17 protein-coding genes, 1 other RNA gene and 2 pseudogenes are annotated in these 18,780 nt (G+C 50.7%); 9 read left to right on the top strand and 11 right to left on the bottom strand.

All coding sequences use genetic code 11. The annotated features are described in order from the left end of the window. Positions 1 to 4: 4 nt before the first annotated feature. The 7 genes from agaS to kbaZ form a co-directional block, all read right to left on the bottom strand. A complete protein-coding gene (gene agaS / locus EAS44_RS03745) occupies positions 5 to 1,159 on the bottom strand; it encodes an AgaS family sugar isomerase (RefSeq protein WP_001114872.1) in 1,155 nt (384 codons plus the stop codon). 348 nt (positions 1,160 to 1,507) lie between these two features. After that, on the bottom strand, positions 1,508 to 2,641 hold the full coding sequence (nagA, locus tag EAS44_RS03750) for an N-acetylglucosamine-6-phosphate deacetylase (RefSeq protein WP_001298321.1): 1,134 nt from the start codon (positions 2,639 to 2,641) through the stop codon (positions 1,508 to 1,510). Further along, positions 2,638 to 3,072, bottom strand: coding sequence for a PTS galactosamine/N-acetylgalactosamine transporter subunit IIA (gene agaF, locus EAS44_RS03755; RefSeq protein ID WP_000948824.1), 435 nt, complete (start codon positions 3,070 to 3,072; stop codon positions 2,638 to 2,640). The genes nagA and agaF overlap by 4 nt, the downstream gene beginning before the upstream one ends. 17 nt (positions 3,073 to 3,089) lie before the next feature. Then, positions 3,090 to 3,968, bottom strand: a complete 879-nt coding sequence (gene agaE / locus EAS44_RS03760; protein WP_001298314.1) for a PTS N-acetylgalactosamine transporter subunit IID — start codon at positions 3,966 to 3,968, stop codon at positions 3,090 to 3,092. Then, entirely contained in the window at positions 3,958 to 4,737 is a 780-nt protein-coding gene (agaW, locus tag EAS44_RS03765; protein WP_000406214.1) for a PTS N-acetylgalactosamine transporter subunit IIC, read from the bottom strand. The genes agaE and agaW overlap by 11 nt, the downstream gene beginning before the upstream one ends. A gap of 10 nt (positions 4,738 to 4,747) precedes the next feature. Next, the gene (gene agaV / locus EAS44_RS03770; RefSeq protein ID WP_001298322.1) at positions 4,748 to 5,221 is read right to left on the bottom strand and encodes a PTS N-acetylgalactosamine transporter subunit IIB; all 474 of its coding nucleotides are present in this window, start codon (positions 5,219 to 5,221) and stop codon (positions 4,748 to 4,750) included. 22 nt (positions 5,222 to 5,243) lie between these two features. After that, positions 5,244 to 6,524 (bottom strand): tagatose-bisphosphate aldolase subunit KbaZ, encoded by a 1,281-nt coding sequence (gene kbaZ, locus EAS44_RS03775; protein WP_000681931.1) that lies wholly within the window; start codon positions 6,522 to 6,524, stop codon positions 5,244 to 5,246. Between the two features lie 248 nt (positions 6,525 to 6,772). On the opposite strand from kbaZ, the gene agaR reads away from it, so the two are divergent. After that, positions 6,773 to 7,597 (top strand): aga operon transcriptional regulator AgaR, encoded by an 825-nt coding sequence (gene agaR / locus EAS44_RS03780; RefSeq protein ID WP_000072191.1) that lies wholly within the window; start codon positions 6,773 to 6,775, stop codon positions 7,595 to 7,597. A 51-nt stretch (positions 7,598 to 7,648) separates the two neighbouring features. On the opposite strand, the gene garD is transcribed toward agaR, so the two are convergent. After that, positions 7,649 to 9,220 carry a galactarate dehydratase gene (gene garD, locus EAS44_RS03785; RefSeq protein WP_001273755.1) on the bottom strand — a complete coding sequence of 524 codons (1,572 nt, stop codon included), beginning with the start codon at positions 9,218 to 9,220 and terminating at the stop codon, positions 7,649 to 7,651. 374 nt (positions 9,221 to 9,594) lie between these two features. Between garD and garP the strand changes: the two genes are divergently transcribed. From garP to rnpB, 5 genes are all read left to right on the top strand, one after another. After that, the gene (gene garP, locus EAS44_RS03790; RefSeq protein WP_000979025.1) at positions 9,595 to 10,929 is read left to right on the top strand and encodes a galactarate/glucarate/glycerate transporter GarP; all 1,335 of its coding nucleotides are present in this window, start codon (positions 9,595 to 9,597) and stop codon (positions 10,927 to 10,929) included. Positions 10,930 to 10,944: 15 nt separating this feature from the next. After that, positions 10,945 to 11,715, top strand: a complete 771-nt coding sequence (garL, locus tag EAS44_RS03795) for a 2-dehydro-3-deoxyglucarate aldolase (RefSeq protein WP_001058227.1) — start codon at positions 10,945 to 10,947, stop codon at positions 11,713 to 11,715. A gap of 29 nt (positions 11,716 to 11,744) precedes the next feature. Continuing rightward, positions 11,745 to 12,635, top strand: coding sequence for a 2-hydroxy-3-oxopropionate reductase (gene garR / locus EAS44_RS03800; RefSeq protein WP_001363040.1), 891 nt, complete (start codon positions 11,745 to 11,747; stop codon positions 12,633 to 12,635). Between the two features lie 96 nt (positions 12,636 to 12,731). Continuing rightward, the gene (gene garK, locus EAS44_RS03805) at positions 12,732 to 13,877 is read left to right on the top strand and encodes a glycerate 2-kinase (protein ID WP_001298324.1); all 1,146 of its coding nucleotides are present in this window, start codon (positions 12,732 to 12,734) and stop codon (positions 13,875 to 13,877) included. A gap of 32 nt (positions 13,878 to 13,909) precedes the next feature. After that, positions 13,910 to 14,286: RNase P RNA component class A (rnpB, locus tag EAS44_RS03810), an RNA gene on the top strand. A 143-nt stretch (positions 14,287 to 14,429) separates the two neighbouring features. On the opposite strand, the pseudogene EAS44_RS25500 reads toward rnpB, so the two are convergent. The 3 genes and pseudogenes from EAS44_RS25500 to tdcR form a co-directional block, all read right to left on the bottom strand. After that, positions 14,430 to 14,492 (bottom strand): annotated as a pseudogene (locus EAS44_RS25500) (hypothetical protein); the annotation flags it as partial. A gap of 2 nt (positions 14,493 to 14,494) precedes the next feature. Continuing rightward, positions 14,495 to 14,596: pseudogene (locus EAS44_RS25505) on the bottom strand (hypothetical protein); the annotation flags it as partial. Between the two features lie 254 nt (positions 14,597 to 14,850). Further along, entirely contained in the window at positions 14,851 to 15,069 is a 219-nt protein-coding gene (tdcR, locus tag EAS44_RS25325; RefSeq protein WP_064752234.1) for a transcriptional activator TdcR, read from the bottom strand. Positions 15,070 to 15,384: 315 nt separating this feature from the next. Here tdcR and tdcA point away from each other — a divergent pair, with 315 nt between their 5' ends. The 3 genes from tdcA (at position 15,385) to tdcC (ending at position 18,758) form a co-directional block, all read left to right on the top strand. Further along, positions 15,385 to 16,323, top strand: coding sequence for a transcriptional regulator TdcA (tdcA, locus tag EAS44_RS03820; protein ID WP_029130949.1), 939 nt, complete (start codon positions 15,385 to 15,387; stop codon positions 16,321 to 16,323). A gap of 92 nt (positions 16,324 to 16,415) precedes the next feature. Further along, positions 16,416 to 17,405 (top strand): bifunctional threonine ammonia-lyase/L-serine ammonia-lyase TdcB, encoded by a 990-nt coding sequence (tdcB, locus tag EAS44_RS03825; RefSeq protein ID WP_000548347.1) that lies wholly within the window; start codon positions 16,416 to 16,418, stop codon positions 17,403 to 17,405. A gap of 21 nt (positions 17,406 to 17,426) precedes the next feature. Beyond that, positions 17,427 to 18,758, top strand: a complete 1,332-nt coding sequence (tdcC, locus tag EAS44_RS03830) for a threonine/serine transporter TdcC (RefSeq protein ID WP_000107724.1) — start codon at positions 17,427 to 17,429, stop codon at positions 18,756 to 18,758. The last annotated feature ends 22 nt before the right edge of the window (positions 18,759 to 18,780 follow it).

The raw sequence follows: 18,780 nt of genomic DNA on the forward strand, positions 1-18,780 counted from the left end.
CCTCTTATGCCTGCCACGGATGAATGATTACGCCTTGCACCACGCGGTTAACGGTGCCACTGGCTGATGGGGTATCCGGCGTATTACCCATGTGCAGCGACTGCATCAGTGCAAATGTCTGGGCGTACATCAGGAAGCAAAATGCCTGCTCAACGTCGATAAAGTGACGGGACGGCGGCAGGATGATATGTGGACCGGCGGCAATAACGTCGTTGCTTTCCGCGGCGATGGCGATTACGCGCATTGCCTGGTTATCGCGGCGGAGTTCTGCCAGCAGATCAAGATCATACTGACGGGTGTAAGGGTGGCTGGAGACAAACACCACCACCAGCGTTTCGTTATCGACCAGCGATTTCGGGCCATGACGGAATCCGGTCGGGGAATCATAGAAGGCCGCCAGTTTACCCGCTGTCAGTTCCAGCACTTTCAGCGCCGACTCGCGTGCTGCGCCCTGTAAGCCACCGCTGCCGAGATAAACGATCCGTTTCCACGGTGCGTAACCAAACACACCTTCGCTGAAATCGCCCAGTGAGGTCAGGATCGCCTGGCAACGATCCGCCACATCGCGGAAGGTTTGGCTGTTGATCGTCTCAGGTGCGAAAACCGCGAGGCAGCTGGCCATCATGGTGGTAATGCTGCTGGTCATCGCGAAGCCGCGATCGTGCGTTTCTGCGGGCATCAGCAGGGCAAACGCGTTGTCGCTGTTGATCGCGTTTTGGTAAAGAGCGCCCGCTTCGTTGCAGGTGATCGGCAGGTGATAGCATTCTGGTACAAATTGATTTGCCAGTTCCACGGCGGCGACGCTTTCCGGGCTGTTGCCGGATCGACCGAAGGAGATCAACAGCAGCGGATGAGCTGGATTCAGGTAGTCCATCGGATTAGTGACCAGATCGGTGGTCGGTACGGCGCTGAAGTTTTTACCGGTATGGCTGGCGAGCCACGGCGCGATGATGTCACCGATAAATGCCGAGGTTCCGGCTCCGGTCAGGATGATCCGCAGATTCTCTTTGCGCAGTAACGGTTCAAGGAAGTTATTGAGCGCGGAACGTAGCGCGTCGATGTTGGTGAGTGAACGGATCCATGCGCGAGGCTGATGGCGGATCTCTTCTTCAGTCCATGTACCGGTTGCGGCAGCAGCAGGGGTGTAATTTTCTGGCATAACTCAATCCTTAGTCTGATGAACTTGACGTCGGCGTTGTCGCTTTCGCTTGCCTTTCGTTTCATTTCACTTGGTGATTTCTTTCGTTGGTTAAAATTTATAGAAAAGAAACTGAAAGTTCAATGAAGAAAAAGGAAATAAAACGAAATCTGTGATCGTTGAAAGAAAAGGCAAGGGAAGTAAAAGGGATTGCTGGATGCGGCGTAAATACTTTATCCGGCCTTACGGTCACCAACCGTAGGTCGGATAAGACGCATTAGCGTCGCATCCGACACCGCTGCACAGATCAAAACGAAAGAAAAAGAAGGCCTTACGGGGGAAGTGAAGGCCTAATAAAGGAGCAAACCATCAAAACGAAGCTAATTGACCCTGAATCCAGATTTGTTGCACATGCAGCCCGCTATCCAGCGCAACGACGCTGGCGCGTTTGCCCGGTTTAAGCGATCCCAGAACACCATCAACACCCAGCATTCGCGCCGGATGCAGCGACGCCATATGGATGGCTTCCGCAGGCGTTACGCCCGTCAACTCGACCATGTTGCGCACTGCCGCATCGACAGACAGCGTACTGCCCGCCAGCCCACCGGACGCGGTACGGACAACGCCACCGCGCATCTGCACTTCTTCACCACATAACGTATAGTGACCATCCGGCATCCCGGCTGCCTGCATCGCGTCGGTGATCAGTACGATCCTCTCTTTCGCACAGCAACAACAGAGCGACATTGCCGCCGGATGTACATGATGACCATCGGCTATCAGTTCCAGCCAGGCGCGCTTGTCTGTTAATCCCGCGCCAACCATTCCCGGTTCGCGGTGATGTAAACCTGTCATCCCGTTATAGCAATGCACCAGGCCGTCGGCACCAGCATCAAACGCGGCACGGGTTTGTTGCCAGGTCGCCGCGCTATGCCCCAGCATCACCCGTACGTTTTGCTGTTTAAGATGGCGGATGGCCTGCAATGCCCCTTCTTTTTCCGGTGCCAGCGCCACCACGCGCAAGGTATGCTGAGAAACGGCAATCAATTGATCCAGCTCGGCAATTTCCAGCTCGCGGAACAGCTCCGGTGGATGCGCGCCTTTATTCTGCGGCGTGAAGTACGGTCCTTCGAGATAACTCCCCAGCACTTGCGCACCAGGTCCGCCGCGTTGGCAACGTTGAGCAATACGTTCCAGCGCCGCATGAATGGTATTAAGCGGCGCGGTTACGGTGGTCGGTAACCAACTGCCGACACCTTCGCGTGCTTTGTGCATTGCCAGCTTGTCGAGCACATCCGGCGCGTCATCCATTACATCAACGCCCGCACCACCGTGTACATGGGTGTCGATGTAAGCGGGACAGAGCAGTTCCGCATCGCGTTCAGTCACGCCCACTGGAATCGGTTCGATTGCTGCGATTACACCGTCAGCAATACGCAACTGATGGTCATCGAGCCATCCCTCTTCAGTCAGCAGCCTTCTGGCGCGCAGAACGTGTGTCATATTCCTTCCTCGACCGGACATTCTTCATGGCAGCGGCCTAACTCGTCCACCAGACTGGTCAGCCCACGGTGTCCACACTCCAGCGCCTGCACACGGAACTCTTCACCGCTTAACCCTTCGCGCTCCAGCACCATTTCCAGTAGCAGTTGCAAATTGGTGCCGGTGATCACTTCACAGCCCGGTTTTTGCATCGCCAGCGTTGAAGCTACGCGAAACGGCGTGCCGCCCAGCAAATCCGTCAGAAAAACAATGCCGTCTTCACAATCCAGTTGGGCGATGGCCTCTTCAAGCTGCGATGTAAGCAGCGCGGTGCTTGAGGTTTCCGGAAAATCGATGGCGATAAACTGCGATTGCTCACCGAGAATTTGCTTCATTGCTTTTTCCATGCCGCTGGCAAATCCGCCATGCCCTGTCAAAATAATACTTAACATCTAATACCTCATTGTATTTAAAGGAAATGGCAGAATTTACCGACGATGCCGAGAACCACGGTAATCGCAATCAGGCGCAGCGGACTCCAGCCGCGGCGTACCAGCCAGAACATGGTCAGGGTGTAGACCAGCGGTAAGAAGGCTGGCATCAGTTTGTCGATAACATCAGCCTGTAACTTAACCACTGCGTCGCCCGCGGTGATTTCCAGCGTGGTGCTTAAACGAACATAGGTTGCCACCAGCGCGCCGATTACCGTCATCCCAACGATAGATGCCGCATGGCCGACTTTTTTGGTATTTGCTTTAATGAGTGGAATCGCCGCCACGCCCATGCGGTAAGCATAATGCGCCAGACCAAAACGCAGCCCCAGGTGCACCACGTTGAACAGCACAATAAAGACGACAGCGCCAAGAATAGAGCCTTGTAGCGCGAGGCTTGCACCTATCCCGCCACAAATCGGCAGTAGCGTTAGCCAGAACATCGCATCGCCAATCCCGCCGAGCGGCGCACCGACGGCAATTTTGGTGCTCTGAATACTGTTAACGTCCTGCTTAGAACGCTCCATCGCAAGGATAATGCCGATAACAAACGTCACCAGAAACGGATGGGTATTGAAGAAACCCATATGCCCCTTCATGGCGCGCGCCAGGTCGCGTTTATTAGTGTGGATCTTTTTCAGTGCTGGCAGCAGGCCGTACAGCCAGCCGGAAGCCTGCATACGTTCGTAGTTGAAAGAAGCCTGTAACAGCATGGAACGCCAGGCGACGCGGTTGATATCTTTTTTCGTCAGCTCTGCGCCAATGCTCTGATCTTCATACACGTTTTCATTGACGCCAGTCAGCAGTGTTTCTTCGTTTTCACTGACGTTCGGCAGGGTGGTTTGATTAGATGCCATCTTCAAATTCCTCTTTCTGTGCCGCAGGTTGAGTCGGTTCAGGAGATTTACGCAGCAGGTCGATCAGCGCCATCGCCAGCGCGGCGGCAGCAATAGCCAGCACCGGTAACTTGAGCCAGGCTGCGGCAACAAAGCCCAGGATGAAGTAGGGGATGTAGACGTTTTTCATCATGATTTTCAGCAGCACGGCAAAACCGATTGCTGGCATGATGCCGCCCGCGACGCCGAGGCCGTCGATTAATCGTTGCGGCAGGACATCAATGATGGTTTTTGCATGTTCCGCGCCGAAGTAGATAGGCAGGAAAGCGCAGAGAAAATAGAACGTGCCGAGTGCCAGCAGTGCCAGATAGTTCACGCGTTCAATGCCGCGAGTATCGGCGTTCTCCGCCATCCGGTCGCATCGGGACATCACGCCGGACATCACCGAGAACAGGAAGGTAATCCCCATCTGTACTGCGACAGCGAAAGGTACGGCGACACCGACCGCGACATCGGGTTTCACGCCAGTAGTAATGGCAAACGCCGTGCCGACGATAGTACCGATAATCACGTTAGGCGGCTGTGCGCCCGCCAGAGGGGCCAGCCCCATCCACACCAGTTCCAGCGTACCGCCGGTTAAAATACCGGTATGCAGATCGCCAAGTACCAGCCCGACCAACGGGCCGAGAACCACCGGGCGGTGCATATGGGTTAAGCCGTTAAACATATCCAGGCCAGCGATAAAGGCGATAATGCCCAACGCGAATGCCTGCAACAGACTGATTTCCATGATGAATCCCTCAAAGTAATTTAAAGAGGTCCACTGCAGGCTCTGTCGGGACGCCCTGAACGAAGCATTCCACCCCAGCGGCTTTCAGGTCGTTAAATGCTGCGATATCACCCGCATCCACAGAAACCGTTTTGGCGATTTGTTGCTTGCCATTGGCGTAGTGCATATTGCCAACGTTAATGCGATTCACCGGAACGCCACCTTTCACCAGCGTCAGGAAATCGGCCGGTGTTTTACAAACCAGCAGGATTTTCTGTCGATCGGCGGCGCGATGAATGTTATCGATGACTTTTTGCAACGTCCAGAAACGTACGGCGATCCCTTCTGCCAGTACCATTTCCATCAGGTTTTGTTGTACCAGATCTTCGGCAACCTCGTCGTTGGCTACCAGCACCAGATTTGCCCCCGCAAATCCGACCCACTGAACGCCGACCTGACCGTGAATCAAGCGTTCATCAATCCGACTTAAAACAATATTTGGCATAGCGTGTTCCTCTTTGTTTTGCTTATTGGCCTTCACAGGCTGTGTGGTACTGCGCCAGGATGTCCTGAATATGGTTGATAATGAGTTCCCGTGGCGTTGGCTGCAGCTCGCCGGAGCGAACTTTCACGTACTGCAGCGGCAGATACTGACTGATCAGCGGCAGCGGAATTGGTGAATCCGCCAGATTACGAACCAGATGAGCGAAAGCGTCATCAATCTGGCTGTCCGGCCAGTAATAGCGCACGCGATCCGAGTAGCTATAACCACGCGCCAGACGACGCGCGTTGCCGTCACCGTGGTAGTGGCTTTGCCAGTATTCCGGGCGGTCGAGCATCACGTTTTCCAGCACCTGACGCAGACCAGAACAGGCTTTTGCTGGCACCAGTTCTTCTTCAATCGCCGCCAGAGAGAACAGAGCTTCACGCAGGGCGAAGGTCAGCGCCGGGCCAACTTTCAGAATGGCAAAGTGGTCAATCACCAGCTGGCGCAGCGATTGCGGCGTTTGATAATCGGTAGAGTGCGCTTCGAAAATCAGCGTTTCGTAGTTTTCGACCATCTGGCTTAAGGCAGCGGCTTTGGCTGGCTGATAATCAATAACGTTGGTGTGATCGAATTCGACGCCGGGTTGAACCACCAGGGCAATGATGCGTGGCCAGATGGCATTCAGACCCTGCTTTTCAAAGGCGTGACGATGGGCTTCCAGCGTGGCGCGGGCGGCATCCGGCGTGGTGACCGCCAGCTCGCTTAAGGTTTCATGCGCGCCGCCAGGTACCGGCACTTCGGTACCAATGACATACTCCAGATCGGCTTCGCCAAAGTGTTCACGACAGGTTTCTTCCGCCACTTTCGCCAGACGGGCGGCGCGTTCAGCCACGATGTCATCAGTTAAGGGAATCGGATCGTCCTGACAGGACATGCTGCAATCAAGGTGAATTTTTTTGAATCCTGCCGCCACGTAGCTTTTAATCAAATCATCGGCATTGGCCATTGCCTGAGCGGCAGGCAGGTTTTGCCAGCGGTTTGGCCCCAGATGGTCACCACCCAGAATCAGCGCATCCTGCGGGAAATTCAACGAGTCGGCGAGCTGACAAACAAAGCCGCGAAAATCGGCGGGCGTCATTCCGGTATAACCGCCGAACTGGTCCACCTGATTGGAGGTTGCTTCAATCAGTAACGGCGTTTGGTTTGCACTGGCGTAGCGGATTGCAGCTTCCAGCACCAGCGGATGTGCGGAACAAACGGCATAAATCCCATTTGTTTTGCCCGCTTTGTGCTGTCTCACCATTTCTGTCAGATGTTTCACTTTCCTCTCCAGTTCAGATTACTGCGACATTAATCTTTCGTTTTGTTTCAGTTGATACTGCGTCATGGTGAGATAAAAATAAAACGAAAGATAATAGTTTTCTGATCTGATTCACAAAAGAAACATAATGAAAGCCACTGAAACGAGAGTAGCTTGCGCCAATGGGTAAGGTGGGCTTGCATTTGCTTAATAGAAAGGCGTTAATAGGCAAAACGAAATGAAACGAAAGTTTTACGAAAGGACTTACTATGAGTAATACCGACGCTTCAGGTGAGAAGCGAGTGACAGGCACCAGTGAGCGACGAGAGCAGATCATTCAACGCCTGCGCCAGCAAGGAAGTGTGCAAGTTAATGATCTATCGGCGTTGTATGGTGTATCTACTGTGACGATCCGCAACGATCTGGCGTTTCTGGAAAAGCAGGGGATCGCTGTGCGTGCCTATGGTGGCGCGTTGATCTGCGATAGCACAACGCCGTCAGTCGAGCCATCAGTGGAAGATAAAAGCGCGCTGAACACCGCGATGAAACGCAGCGTTGCGAAAGCTGCCGTTGAGTTGATTCAGCCTGGTCATCGGGTGATCCTCGACTCCGGGACCACCACTTTTGAGATTGCTCGTCTGATGCGCAAGCACACCGACGTAATTGCGATGACCAACGGTATGAACGTGGCTAATGCGTTGCTGGAAGCGGAAGGCGTTGAGCTGCTGATGACCGGGGGGCATTTGCGCCGTCAGTCGCAATCTTTTTACGGTGATCAGGCTGAGCAATCGCTGCAAAATTACCACTTCGATATGCTGTTTCTTGGTGTAGATGCGATCGATCTGGAGCGCGGCGTCAGCACGCATAATGAAGATGAAGCCCGTTTAAACCGTCGGATGTGCGAAGTTGCGGAACGGATCATCGTGGTCACCGATTCCAGTAAGTTCAATCGTTCTAGTTTACATAAGATCATTGATACTCAACGTATCGACATGATCATTGTTGATGAAGGCATTCCTTCGGATAGTCTGGAAGGACTGAGAAAGGCTGGGGTTGAAGTGATTCTGGTCGGGGATCACGCGTCTTCGCTGTGACTCAATATGCCCGATAAACGTGTGCTATCGGGCATAATACGAATTGAATTATCAGGTCACCGGTGCCGGGTTAAACACCGCCAGCTGGTTATGCAGTCCCCATTGATCCGAGAAAGTTTTCTTCTTCCCGCTGGCGACGTCGAGAATAAAGTGGAACAACTTCCAGCCCACTTCTTCAATGGTTTCTTCGCCGGTAGCGATAGTGCCCGCGTTAATATCCATTAAATCAAACCAGCGGTTCGCCAGCTCGGTGCGGGTCGCCATTTTAATGACGGGTACCGCCATCAGGCCGTACGGCGTACCACGACCGGTCGTAAACACTTGCACGGTGATACCCGAAGCCACCTGTTGCGTGCCACAGACAAAATCGCTGGCTGGCGTCGCGGCGTAAATTAATCCGCGTTTAGTCGGGCGTTGGCCGGGCGACAGCACTTCAACAATTGCACTTTTACCCGATTTAGCAATGGAGCCGAGTGCCTTCTCCACCACATTTGCCAGACCGCCTTTCTTGTTCCCCGGCGAAGGGTTGGCGCTGCGATCGGTTTTTCCCATATTGAGATAGTTATCGTACCACTCCATCTCCTCCAGCAGCCGTTTGCCGACCTCTTCGTTCACTGCGCGTGGTGTCAGCAGATGTATCGCGTCACGCACTTCTGTGACTTCTGAAAACATCACCGTTGCGCCGCAGCGCACCAATAGATCAGACGCATACCCAACCGCCGGGTTTGCCGTTACGCCAGAAAACGCATCGCTGCCACCGCACTGCATGCCGACAACCAGTTCTGAAGCCGGACAGGTTTCTCGCTGACGTTGATTCAGTTTTTGTAGATGGCATTCGGCGACCTGCAAAATATCCTCGACCATGGACTGAAAACCGACATGCTTTTCATCCTGCAAACTGACAATGCTGGCGCTTTCTACTGGAATAGCTTGCACATCATCCGTTCCAGTCAGTAGGCGTTCAGGCTGCAACTTTTCACAACCCAGACCAATCACCATTACTTCGCCGCCAAAGTTAGGGTTCAGCGAAATATTGTGAATGGTACGAATAGGTACAACTGCCGCGGGTGCGTTAATCGCCACGCCACAACCGTACAAATGATTCAGCCCCACCACGCCATCGACGTTCGGGTATTTCGGTAGCAGATCGCGTTCAATGATTTTTACTACGTAGTCCACCACGCCTGCCACACAGTGGACGCTGGTGGTGATGCCGAGCAGGTTTTTGGTGCCCACGCTGCCATCGGCATTGCGATAGCCCTCAAAGGTGTATCCTTCCAGCGGCGGTAAGGGTTCCGGGACTTTGGTTGCCAGTGGCAGTGTATGTAACGGCGGCGCTTCCGGTAGTACAACCATTGATTCGTCGATCCAGCTTCCGCGTGGGATTGCGCGCACGGCGTAACCAATCACCTCGCCATAACGAATAATTTCACCATTAGCCGGAATGTCCAGCAATGCGACTTTATGCCCCTGGGGAATATGTTCAATTAATTCCAGCCCATCCGGAAAACGCGTTCCTGCTTTCAGGCCATTATCATTAACAATAATTGCCACATTATCTGTGTCGTGAACTTTTATATAAAACGCAGTTGGCGTTTCTTGTCTGATTTCGATGTTGGCCATTGTGCAATATTCTCCAGCCAGGGACTATTAAAATGAGGACCTGGTCTCATTTAAAAATAAATAACTTCATTGGGTGAAATAAGAATGTCAGGAGTTTAAATGCAGAAATGTGATCAATGTCAATCATTTCAGGGATTGCAGTACCTCCCGGCAAGGTAAAGCGCAAATCTGTGCTTTAGCGCGCAACCTTATGTGCATATGCTCAAAATAATATTTAAATAGTATTAATTAAATTAGCATTTGCACAATGATTATTATTCTCGCGCTGCTTATACTAATTCCCGAGTTCATTGTCGTAACGGCATAAATGAAACTCATAAATAACACCTTCCCCATAATAATAAAAATCAGCATAAGTACCCGAGGTAAATAAAATGATGCTGGACACCGTTGACGAAAAAAAGAAAGGCGTGCATACCCGCTATTTAATATTACTGATTATTTTTATTGTTACCGCCGTTAACTACGCCGATCGTGCAACACTGTCTATTGCTGGTACCGAAGTGGCAAAAGAGTTGCAGTTAAGTGCGGTTTCGATGGGTTACATCTTCTCTGCTTTTGGCTGGGCCTACTTGCTGATGCAAATTCCCGGCGGCTGGCTGCTTGATAAGTTTGGCTCGAAGAAAGTTTACACTTACAGCCTCTTTTTCTGGTCGCTGTTCACCTTCCTGCAAGGCTTTGTCGATATGTTTCCGCTGGCCTGGGCTGGGATCTCCATGTTCTTTATGCGATTTATGCTGGGGTTCTCGGAAGCGCCATCATTCCCGGCGAACGCCCGTATTGTCGCCGCCTGGTTCCCGACGAAAGAACGTGGTACTGCCTCCGCCATCTTTAACTCGGCGCAATATTTCTCGTTGGCGCTCTTTTCGCCGCTGCTTGGCTGGCTGACTTTCGCCTGGGGCTGGGAGCACGTCTTTACCGTTATGGGGGTGATTGGTTTTGTGCTGACGGCGCTGTGGATCAAGTTGATTCATAATCCGACAGATCACCCACGTATGTCTGCGGAAGAGCTGAAGTTTATCTCGGAAAATGGCGCGGTGGTCGATATGGACCACAAAAAGCCGGGCAGTGCGGCAGCAAGCGGACCCAAACTGCATTACATCAAGCAATTGCTCTCTAACCGCATGATGCTGGGCGTATTTTTCGGACAATATTTTATCAACACCATCACCTGGTTCTTCCTCACCTGGTTCCCAATTTATCTGGTGCAGGAAAAAGGCATGTCGATTCTGAAAGTGGGTCTGGTCGCCTCGATTCCGGCACTGTGTGGCTTTGCGGGCGGCGTGCTGGGAGGTGTCTTCTCGGATTATCTGATCAAACGCGGTTTGTCCCTGACCCTGGCTCGTAAGCTACCAATTGTGCTGGGAATGTTGCTGGCTTCCACCATCATCTTATGTAACTACACCAACAACACCACGCTGGTGGTCATGCTGATGGCGCTGGCTTTCTTTGGTAAAGGATTTGGTGCGCTGGGCTGGCCAGTGATTTCTGACACCGCGCCGAAAGAGATTGTTGGCCTCTGCGGCGGCGTCTTTAACGTCTTTGGCAATGTTGCCTCCATTGTCACTCCACTGGTGATTGGCTACCTGGTAAGTGAACTGCACTCCTTCAATGCAGCACTGGTTTTTGTGGGATGTTCAGCGCTGATGGCGATGGTCTGCTACCTCTTCGTAGTCGGCGACATTAAACGTATGGAATTGCAGAAATAAGCAAAGGTATAAGCGATGAATAACGATGTTTTCCCGAATAAATTCAAAGCCGCACTGGCTGCGAAACAGGTACAAATTGGTTGCTGGTCAGCTCTCTCTAACCCGATTAGCACTGAAGTTCTTGGTTTGGCTGGGTTTGACTGGCTGGTGCTGGATGGTGAACATGCGCCAAACGATATCTCCACGTTTATTCCGCAGTTAATGGCCCTGAAAGGCAGCGCCAGCGCGCCAGTAGTGCGAGTGCCGACCAACGAGCCGGTAATTATTAAGCGTCTTCTGGATATCGGTTTCTATAACTTCCTGATTCCTTTTGTAGAAACAAAAGAGGAAGCAGAGCAGGCGGTGGCATCAACTCGTTACCCACCGGAAGGCATTCGCGGCGTCTCCGTTTCTCACCGCGCCAATATGTTTGGCACCGTGGCGGATTATTTCGCTCAGTCGAACAAGAACATCACTATTCTGGTCCAGATAGAAAGTCAGCAGGGCGTAGATAACGTCGATGCTATTGCCGCTACCGAAGGTGTAGACGGCATCTTCGTCGGCCCCAGCGATCTGGCTGCGGCATTAGGCCATCTCGGCAATGCCTCGCATCCGGATGTACAAAAAGCAATTCAGCACATTTTTAACCGTGCCAGCGCGCACGGCAAACCCAGCGGCATCCTCGCACCAGTCGAGGCTGATGCGCGTCGTTATCTGGAATGGGGCGCGACGTTTGTGGCCGTCGGCAGCGATCTCGGCGTCTTCCGCTCTGCCACTCAGAAACTGGCTGATACCTTTAAAAAATAACCACCACCGCAATAAGAGAGATGATTGATATGACTATGAAAGTTGGTTTTATTGGCCTTGGGATTATGGGTAAACCAATGAGTAAAAACCTTTTGAAAGCAGGTTACTCGCTGGTGGTTGCTGACCGTAACCCAGAAGCTATCGCTGACGTGATTGCTGCCGGTGCAGAAACAGCCTCTACGGCTAAAGCGATCGCTGAACAGTGCGACGTCATCATCACCATGCTGCCAAACTCCCCTCATGTGAAAGAGGTGGCGCTGGGTGAGAATGGCATTATTGAAGGCGCGAAGCCAGGTACGGTATTGATCGATATGAGTTCGATCGCACCGCTGGCAAGCCGTGAAATCAGCGAAGCGCTGAAAGCGAAAGGCATTGATATGCTGGACGCCCCGGTGAGCGGCGGTGAACCGAAAGCCATCGACGGTACGCTGTCAGTGATGGTGGGCGGCGACAAGGCTATTTTCGACAAATACTATGATTTGATGAAAGCGATGGCGGGTTCCGTGGTGCATACCGGGGAAATCGGTGCAGGTAACGTCACCAAACTGGCAAATCAGGTCATTGTGGCGCTGAATATTGCTGCGATGTCAGAAGCGTTAACGCTGGCAACCAAAGCGGGCGTTAACCCGGATCTGGTGTATCAGGCAATTCGCGGTGGGCTGGCGGGCAGTACCGTGCTGGATGCCAAAGCGCCGATGGTGATGGACCGCAACTTCAAACCGGGCTTCCGTATTGATCTGCATATTAAGGATCTGGCGAATGCGCTGGATACTTCTCACGGCGTCGGCGCGCAACTGCCGCTCACAGCTGCGGTTATGGAGATGATGCAGGCACTGCGTGCAGATGGTTTAGGAATGGCGGATCATAGCGCCCTGGCGTGCTACTACGAAAAACTGGCGAAAGTCGAAGTTACTCGCTAATGACGTCGTGCCCGGATGGCGTATTGCAATCCGGGCCTGGAATCCAGGCCGAATAAGAGAAACGCCCTCCGGCGTCATGTGGTAACAGGCATAGGTATGAAAATCGTAATCGCCCCAGACTCTTATAAAGAAAGTTTATCTGCCAGCGAGGTTGCGCAGGCGATAGAAAAAGGATTTCGGGAAATTTTTCCTGATGCACAGTATGTTTCTGTTCCGGTTGCCGACGGTGGTGAAGGAACGGTGGAAGCGATGATTGCAGCCACCCAGGGGGCTGAACGTCACGCCTGGGTTACAGGGCCGCTGGGCGAGAAAGTGAATGCCAGTTGGGGGATCTCCGGCGATGGCAAAACCGCGTTTATCGAAATGGCGGCGGCCAGTGGGCTGGAACTGGTACCTGCGGAAAAACGCGATCCACTCGTGACCACTTCACGCGGTACTGGTGAGTTAATCCTGCAGGCGCTGGAGAGCGGTGCGACAAACATTATTATCGGCATTGGCGGCAGCGCCACCAACGACGGCGGCGCAGGCATGGTACAGGCGCTGGGGGCGAAATTATGCGATGCCAACGGCAATGAAATTGGTTTTGGCGGCGGTAGTCTTAATACTCTGAATGATATTGATATTTCCGGTCTCGATCCGCGCTTAAAAGATTGTGTCATCCGCGTCGCTTGTGATGTCACCAACCCGTTAGTCGGCGACAGTGGTGCTTCGCGCATCTTTGGCCCACAAAAGGGAGCCAGTGAGGCGATGATTGTCGAGCTGGATAATAACCTCTCTCACTATGCCGATGTCATTAAAAAAGCGCTGCATGTTGATGTGAAAGATGTCCCCGGCGCAGGAGCTGCGGGCGGTATGGGCGCGGCGCTGATGGCGTTTCTTGGTGCAGAACTGAAAAGTGGTATTGAAATCGTCACTACGGCGCTGAATCTGGAGGAACATATTCACGATTGTACGCTGGTGATCACTGGTGAAGGGCGTATTGATAGCCAGAGTATTCACGGCAAGGTACCGATTGGTGTCGCAAACGTGGCGAAGAAGTACCATAAACCGGTGATTGGCATTGCGGGTAGCCTGACCAATGATGTTGGCGTTGTACATCAGCATGGCATTGATGCGGTCTTCAGCGTACTGACCAGCATTGGTACGTTAGACGAAGCATTCCGCGGAGCTTATGACAATATCTGCCGTGCTTCACGTAATATCGCCGCGACACTGGCGATTGGAATGCGCAACGCGGGGTGACAAGGGCGCGCAAACCCTCTATACTGCGCGCCGAAGCTGACCAGACAGTCGCCGCTTCGTCGTCGTCCTCTTCGGGGGAGACGGGCGGAGGGGAGGAAAGTCCGGGCTCCATAGGGCAGGGTGCCAGGTAACGCCTGGGGGGGAAACCCACGACCAGTGCAACAGAGAGCAAACCGCCGATGGCCCGCGTAAGCGGGATCAGGTAAGGGTGAAAGGGTGCGGTAAGAGCGCACCGCGCGGCTGGTAACAGTCCGTGGCACGGTAAACTCCACCCGGAGCAAGGCCAAATAGGGGTTCATAAGGTACGGCCCGTACTGAACCCGGGTAGGCTGCTTGAGCCAGTGAGCGATTGCTGGCCTAGATGAATGACTGTCCACGACAGAACCCGGCTTATCGGTCAGTTTCACCTGATTTACGTAAAAACCCGCTTCGGCGGGTTTTTGCTTTTGGTGCACAGGGTAAGATGAATATCTACGGTATTAATAACAGACTTTGTAAGAAGTTATTAAGTCTATATTGCATTTAAAAGGTCGTAATTATACGTATATTTCTCTCATTAATTGTAAGTTCGCAGGTATTGTCCGATCGTTGAATCATTTGGGCGTTATAACCTAAATTTTTACCGTCCAATAATCAATATTTCTATTGTGATTGTTAACCACTGCGTGCATTGACGGGATTGAAGGGTGAAAAATATGTGCAATTGAGAAGCCTTTCATTGATGCCTGCCTGTCATCATGACAAACAATAATAGATGCTTATTTTCCTCGCAGGGTTCTTTCGCACTATCAAAAAATGCTCATTTACCCGGCATTACAGTCAACGAAGCAACATTCTATGGCCTACGCTGATGTAAAGCACAGTGAGAATCCCCCTTGTTGTCTTCGTCTGACCTTATCGCGGCGACCAGCAATTATTCGTTTTGTGATCCTCAACACAAAATGCTATTCGTTGCCTATGAGGGGAGAAGAATTTATGGAAAACGATTGCATTCACAAAATGACGTCCTGCCAGAAGAGAAAAGGTTGACGTTAATCAATTGTTCGAGATGATCAATACCTGTATTCGAAATTTTAAAATATTGATAAAATAAATGTTTGTTCTCCAACAAATAGCGTGAAAAAATGTGACGTGCCGCATTATTTATCGCTGAAAATGGTTTGTTTATAATAAAATTTGAGAACTTACTCATTAAATTTAACTCAAATTTTGCCTGGTAATTATCCGGTAATTGCTTGAAATATAGTCTCAGCCCCTTTTTTGTATTAACCACATAAAGAATGATGTTATCGCCATAAAATATGGTTATCCCCGTCATTTTTTTTGACAAAAATCAGGGTTTATGCTGATTTTTCATACTTTAACTTGTTGATACTTAAGGGTATTTAATTTTGGTAACGATGCCATGGAAAGTATTGAAAGTTAATTTGTGAGTGGTCGCACATATCCTGTTCATTTCATTTTGATACACTTCATGCCGTCAATGAGGTAATTAACGTAGGTCGTTATGAGCACTATTCTTCTTCCGAAAATGCAGCACCTGGTAGTCTTTCAGGAAGTTATTAGAAGTGGTTCTATCGGCTCGGCTGCAAAAGAGTTAGGGTTAACTCAACCGGCCGTCAGTAAAATCATTAACGATATTGAAGATTATTTTGGTGTGGAGTTAGTGGTGCGGAAAAATACCGGTGTAACATTAACACCTGCCGGTCAATTGTTACTCTCCCGTTCCGAATCCATTACCCGTGAAATGAAAAATATGGTTAATGAGATAAGCGGTATGTCTTCTGAGGCGGTGGTGGAAGTCTCATTTGGTTTTCCTTCATTGATTGGTTTTACTTTTATGTCAGGGATGATCAACAAGTTCAAAGAGGTGTTCCCGAAAGCGCAGGTTTCTATGTATGAAGCGCAACTGTCTTCGTTCTTACCGGCAATCCGCGACGGCCGACTGGATTTTGCGATTGGTACGTTAAGCGCAGAAATGAAGCTTCAGGATTTACATGTTGAGCCGCTGTTCGAGTCCGAGTTTGTGCTGGTAGCCAGTAAGTCCCGAACATGCACCGGCACCACCACGCTGGAGTCGTTGAAGAACGAACAGTGGGTGTTGCCACAAACCACTATGGGGTACTACAGCGAACTACTTACTACGTTACAAAGAAATGGCATCAGTATTGAAAACATCGTTAAAACCGACTCAGTCGTGACAATTTATAATCTTGTTCTCAATGCTGATTTCTTAACTGTAATTCCTTGTGATATGACATCACCTTTTGGTTCTAATCAATTTATTACTATTCCGGTTGAAGAAACATTACCTGTGGCACAATATGCCGCGGTATGGTCGAAAAATTATCGTATTAAAAAAGCAGCATCGGTTTTGGTGGAATTAGCCAAAGAGTATTCATCTTATAATGGGTGTAGACGAAGGCAATTAATTGAAGTTGATTAGTTATTTGTTTTAATTTAAACATAAATAATCCACCTGTCTGTTTTGCAGGTGTCGGTTACCTACATATTTAATTCAGGCTAAGAGGTTTTATAATGCATATTACATACGATCTCCCGGTTGCTATTGATGACATCATTGAAGCAAAACAACGACTGGCTGGGCGAATTTATAAAACAGGTATGCCTCGCTCCAACTATTTTAGTGAACGTTGCAAAGGTGAAATATTCCTCAAATTCGAAAACATGCAGCGTACCGGTTCATTTAAAATTCGTGGCGCATTTAATAAATTAAGTTCACTGACTGATGCGGAAAAACGTAAAGGTGTAGTGGCCTGCTCTGCGGGCAACCATGCGCAAGGGGTTTCGCTCTCCTGCGCGATGCTGGGTATTGACGGTAAAGTGGTGATGCCAAAAGGTGCGCCGAAATCCAAAGTCGCGGCAACGTGCGACTACTCCGCAGAAGTCGTTTTGCATGGTGATAACTTCAACGACACTATTGCTAAAGTGAGCGAAATTGTCGAAATGGAAGGCCGTATTTTTATCCCACCTTACGATGATCCGAAAGTGATTGCTGGCCAGGGAACGATTGGTCTGGAAATTATGGAAGATCTCTATGATGTCGATAACGTGATTGTGCCAATTGGCGGCGGCGGTTTAATTGCTGGTATTGCGGTGGCAATTAAATCTATCAACCCGACCATCCGTGTTATTGGCGTACAGTCTGAAAACGTTCACGGCATGGCGGCTTCTTTCCACTCCGGAGAAATAACTACGCACCGAACTACCGGCACCCTGGCGGATGGTTGTGATGTCTCCCGCCCGGGTAATTTAACTTACGAAATCGTTCGTGAATTAGTCGATGACATCGTGCTGGTCAGCGAAGACGAAATCAGAAACAGTATGATTGCCTTAATTCAGCGCAATAAAGTCGTCACCGAAGGCGCAGGCGCTCTGGCATGTGCTGCATTATTAAGCGGTAAATTAGACCAATATATTCAAAACAGAAAAACCGTCAGTATTATTTCCGGCGGCAATATCGATCTTTCTCGCGTCTCTCAAATCACCGGTTTCGTTGACGCTTAATTAATTCGTTGAGGATAGGATATGAGTACTTCAGATAGCATTGTATCCAGCCAGACAAAACAATCGTCCTGGCGTAAATCAGATACCACATGGACGTTAGGCTTGTTTGGTACGGCAATCGGCGCCGGGGTGCTGTTCTTCCCTATCCGCGCAGGTTTTGGCGGACTGATCCCGATTCTTCTGATGTTGGTATTAGCATACCCCATCGCGTTTTATTGCCACCGGGCACTGGCGCGTCTGTGTCTTTCTGGCTCTAACCCTTCCGGCAACATTACGGAAACGGTGGAAGAGCATTTTGGTAAAACTGGCGGCGTGGTTATCACGTTCCTGTACTTCTTCGCGATTTGCCCACTGTTGTGGATTTATGGCGTTACCATTACCAATACCTTTATGACGTTCTGGGAAAACCAGCTCGGCTTTGCACCGCTGAATCGCGGCTTTGTGGCGCTGTTCCTGTTGCTGCTGATGGCTTTCGTCATCTGGTTTGGTAAGGATCTGATGGTTAAAGTGATGAGCTATCTGGTATGGCCGTTTATCGCCAGCCTGGTGCTGATTTCTCTTTCGCTGATCCCTTACTGGAACTCTGCAGTTATCGACCAGGTTGACCTCGGTTCGCTGTCGTTAACTGGTCATGACGGTATCCTGATCACCGTCTGGCTGGGGATTTCCATCATGGTTTTCTCCTTTAACTTCTCGCCAATCGTCTCTTCCTTCGTTGTTTCTAAACGTGAAGAGTACGAGAAAGATTTTGGTCGCGACTTCACCGAGCGTAAATGTTCACAAATCATCTCTCGCGCCAGTATGCTGATGGTTGCAGTGGTGATGTTCTTTGCCTTTAGCTGCCTGTTTACGCTGTCTCCGGCGAATATGGCTGAAGCGAAAGCGCAGAATATTCCAGTGCTTTCTTATCTGGCTAACCACTTTGCGTCCATGACCGGTACCAAAACAACGCTTGCGATTACACTGGAATATGCCGCTTCCATCATCGCACTCGTGGCTATTTTCAAATCTTTCTTCGGTCACTATCTGGGGACGCTGGAAGGGCTGAATGGTTTGATTCTGAAGTTCGGTTATAAAGGTGACAAAACCAAAGTGTCGCTGGGTAAACTGAATACTATCAGCATGATTTTCATTATGGGCTCCACCTGGGTTGTTGCCTACGCCAACCCGAACATCCTCGACCTGATTGAAGCCATGGGCGCACCGATTATCGCATCACTGCTGTGCCTGTTGCCGATGTATGCCATCCGTAAAGCGCCGTCTCTGGCGAAATACCGTGGTCGTCTGGATAACGTGTTTGTTACCGTGATTGGTCTGCTGACCATCCTGAACATCGTATACAAACTGTTTTAATCCGTAACTCAGGATGAGAAAA

It is taken from the genome of Escherichia coli DSM 30083 = JCM 1649 = ATCC 11775 (genome assembly GCF_003697165.2).
GTDB lineage: Bacteria > Pseudomonadota > Gammaproteobacteria > Enterobacterales > Enterobacteriaceae > Escherichia > Escherichia coli.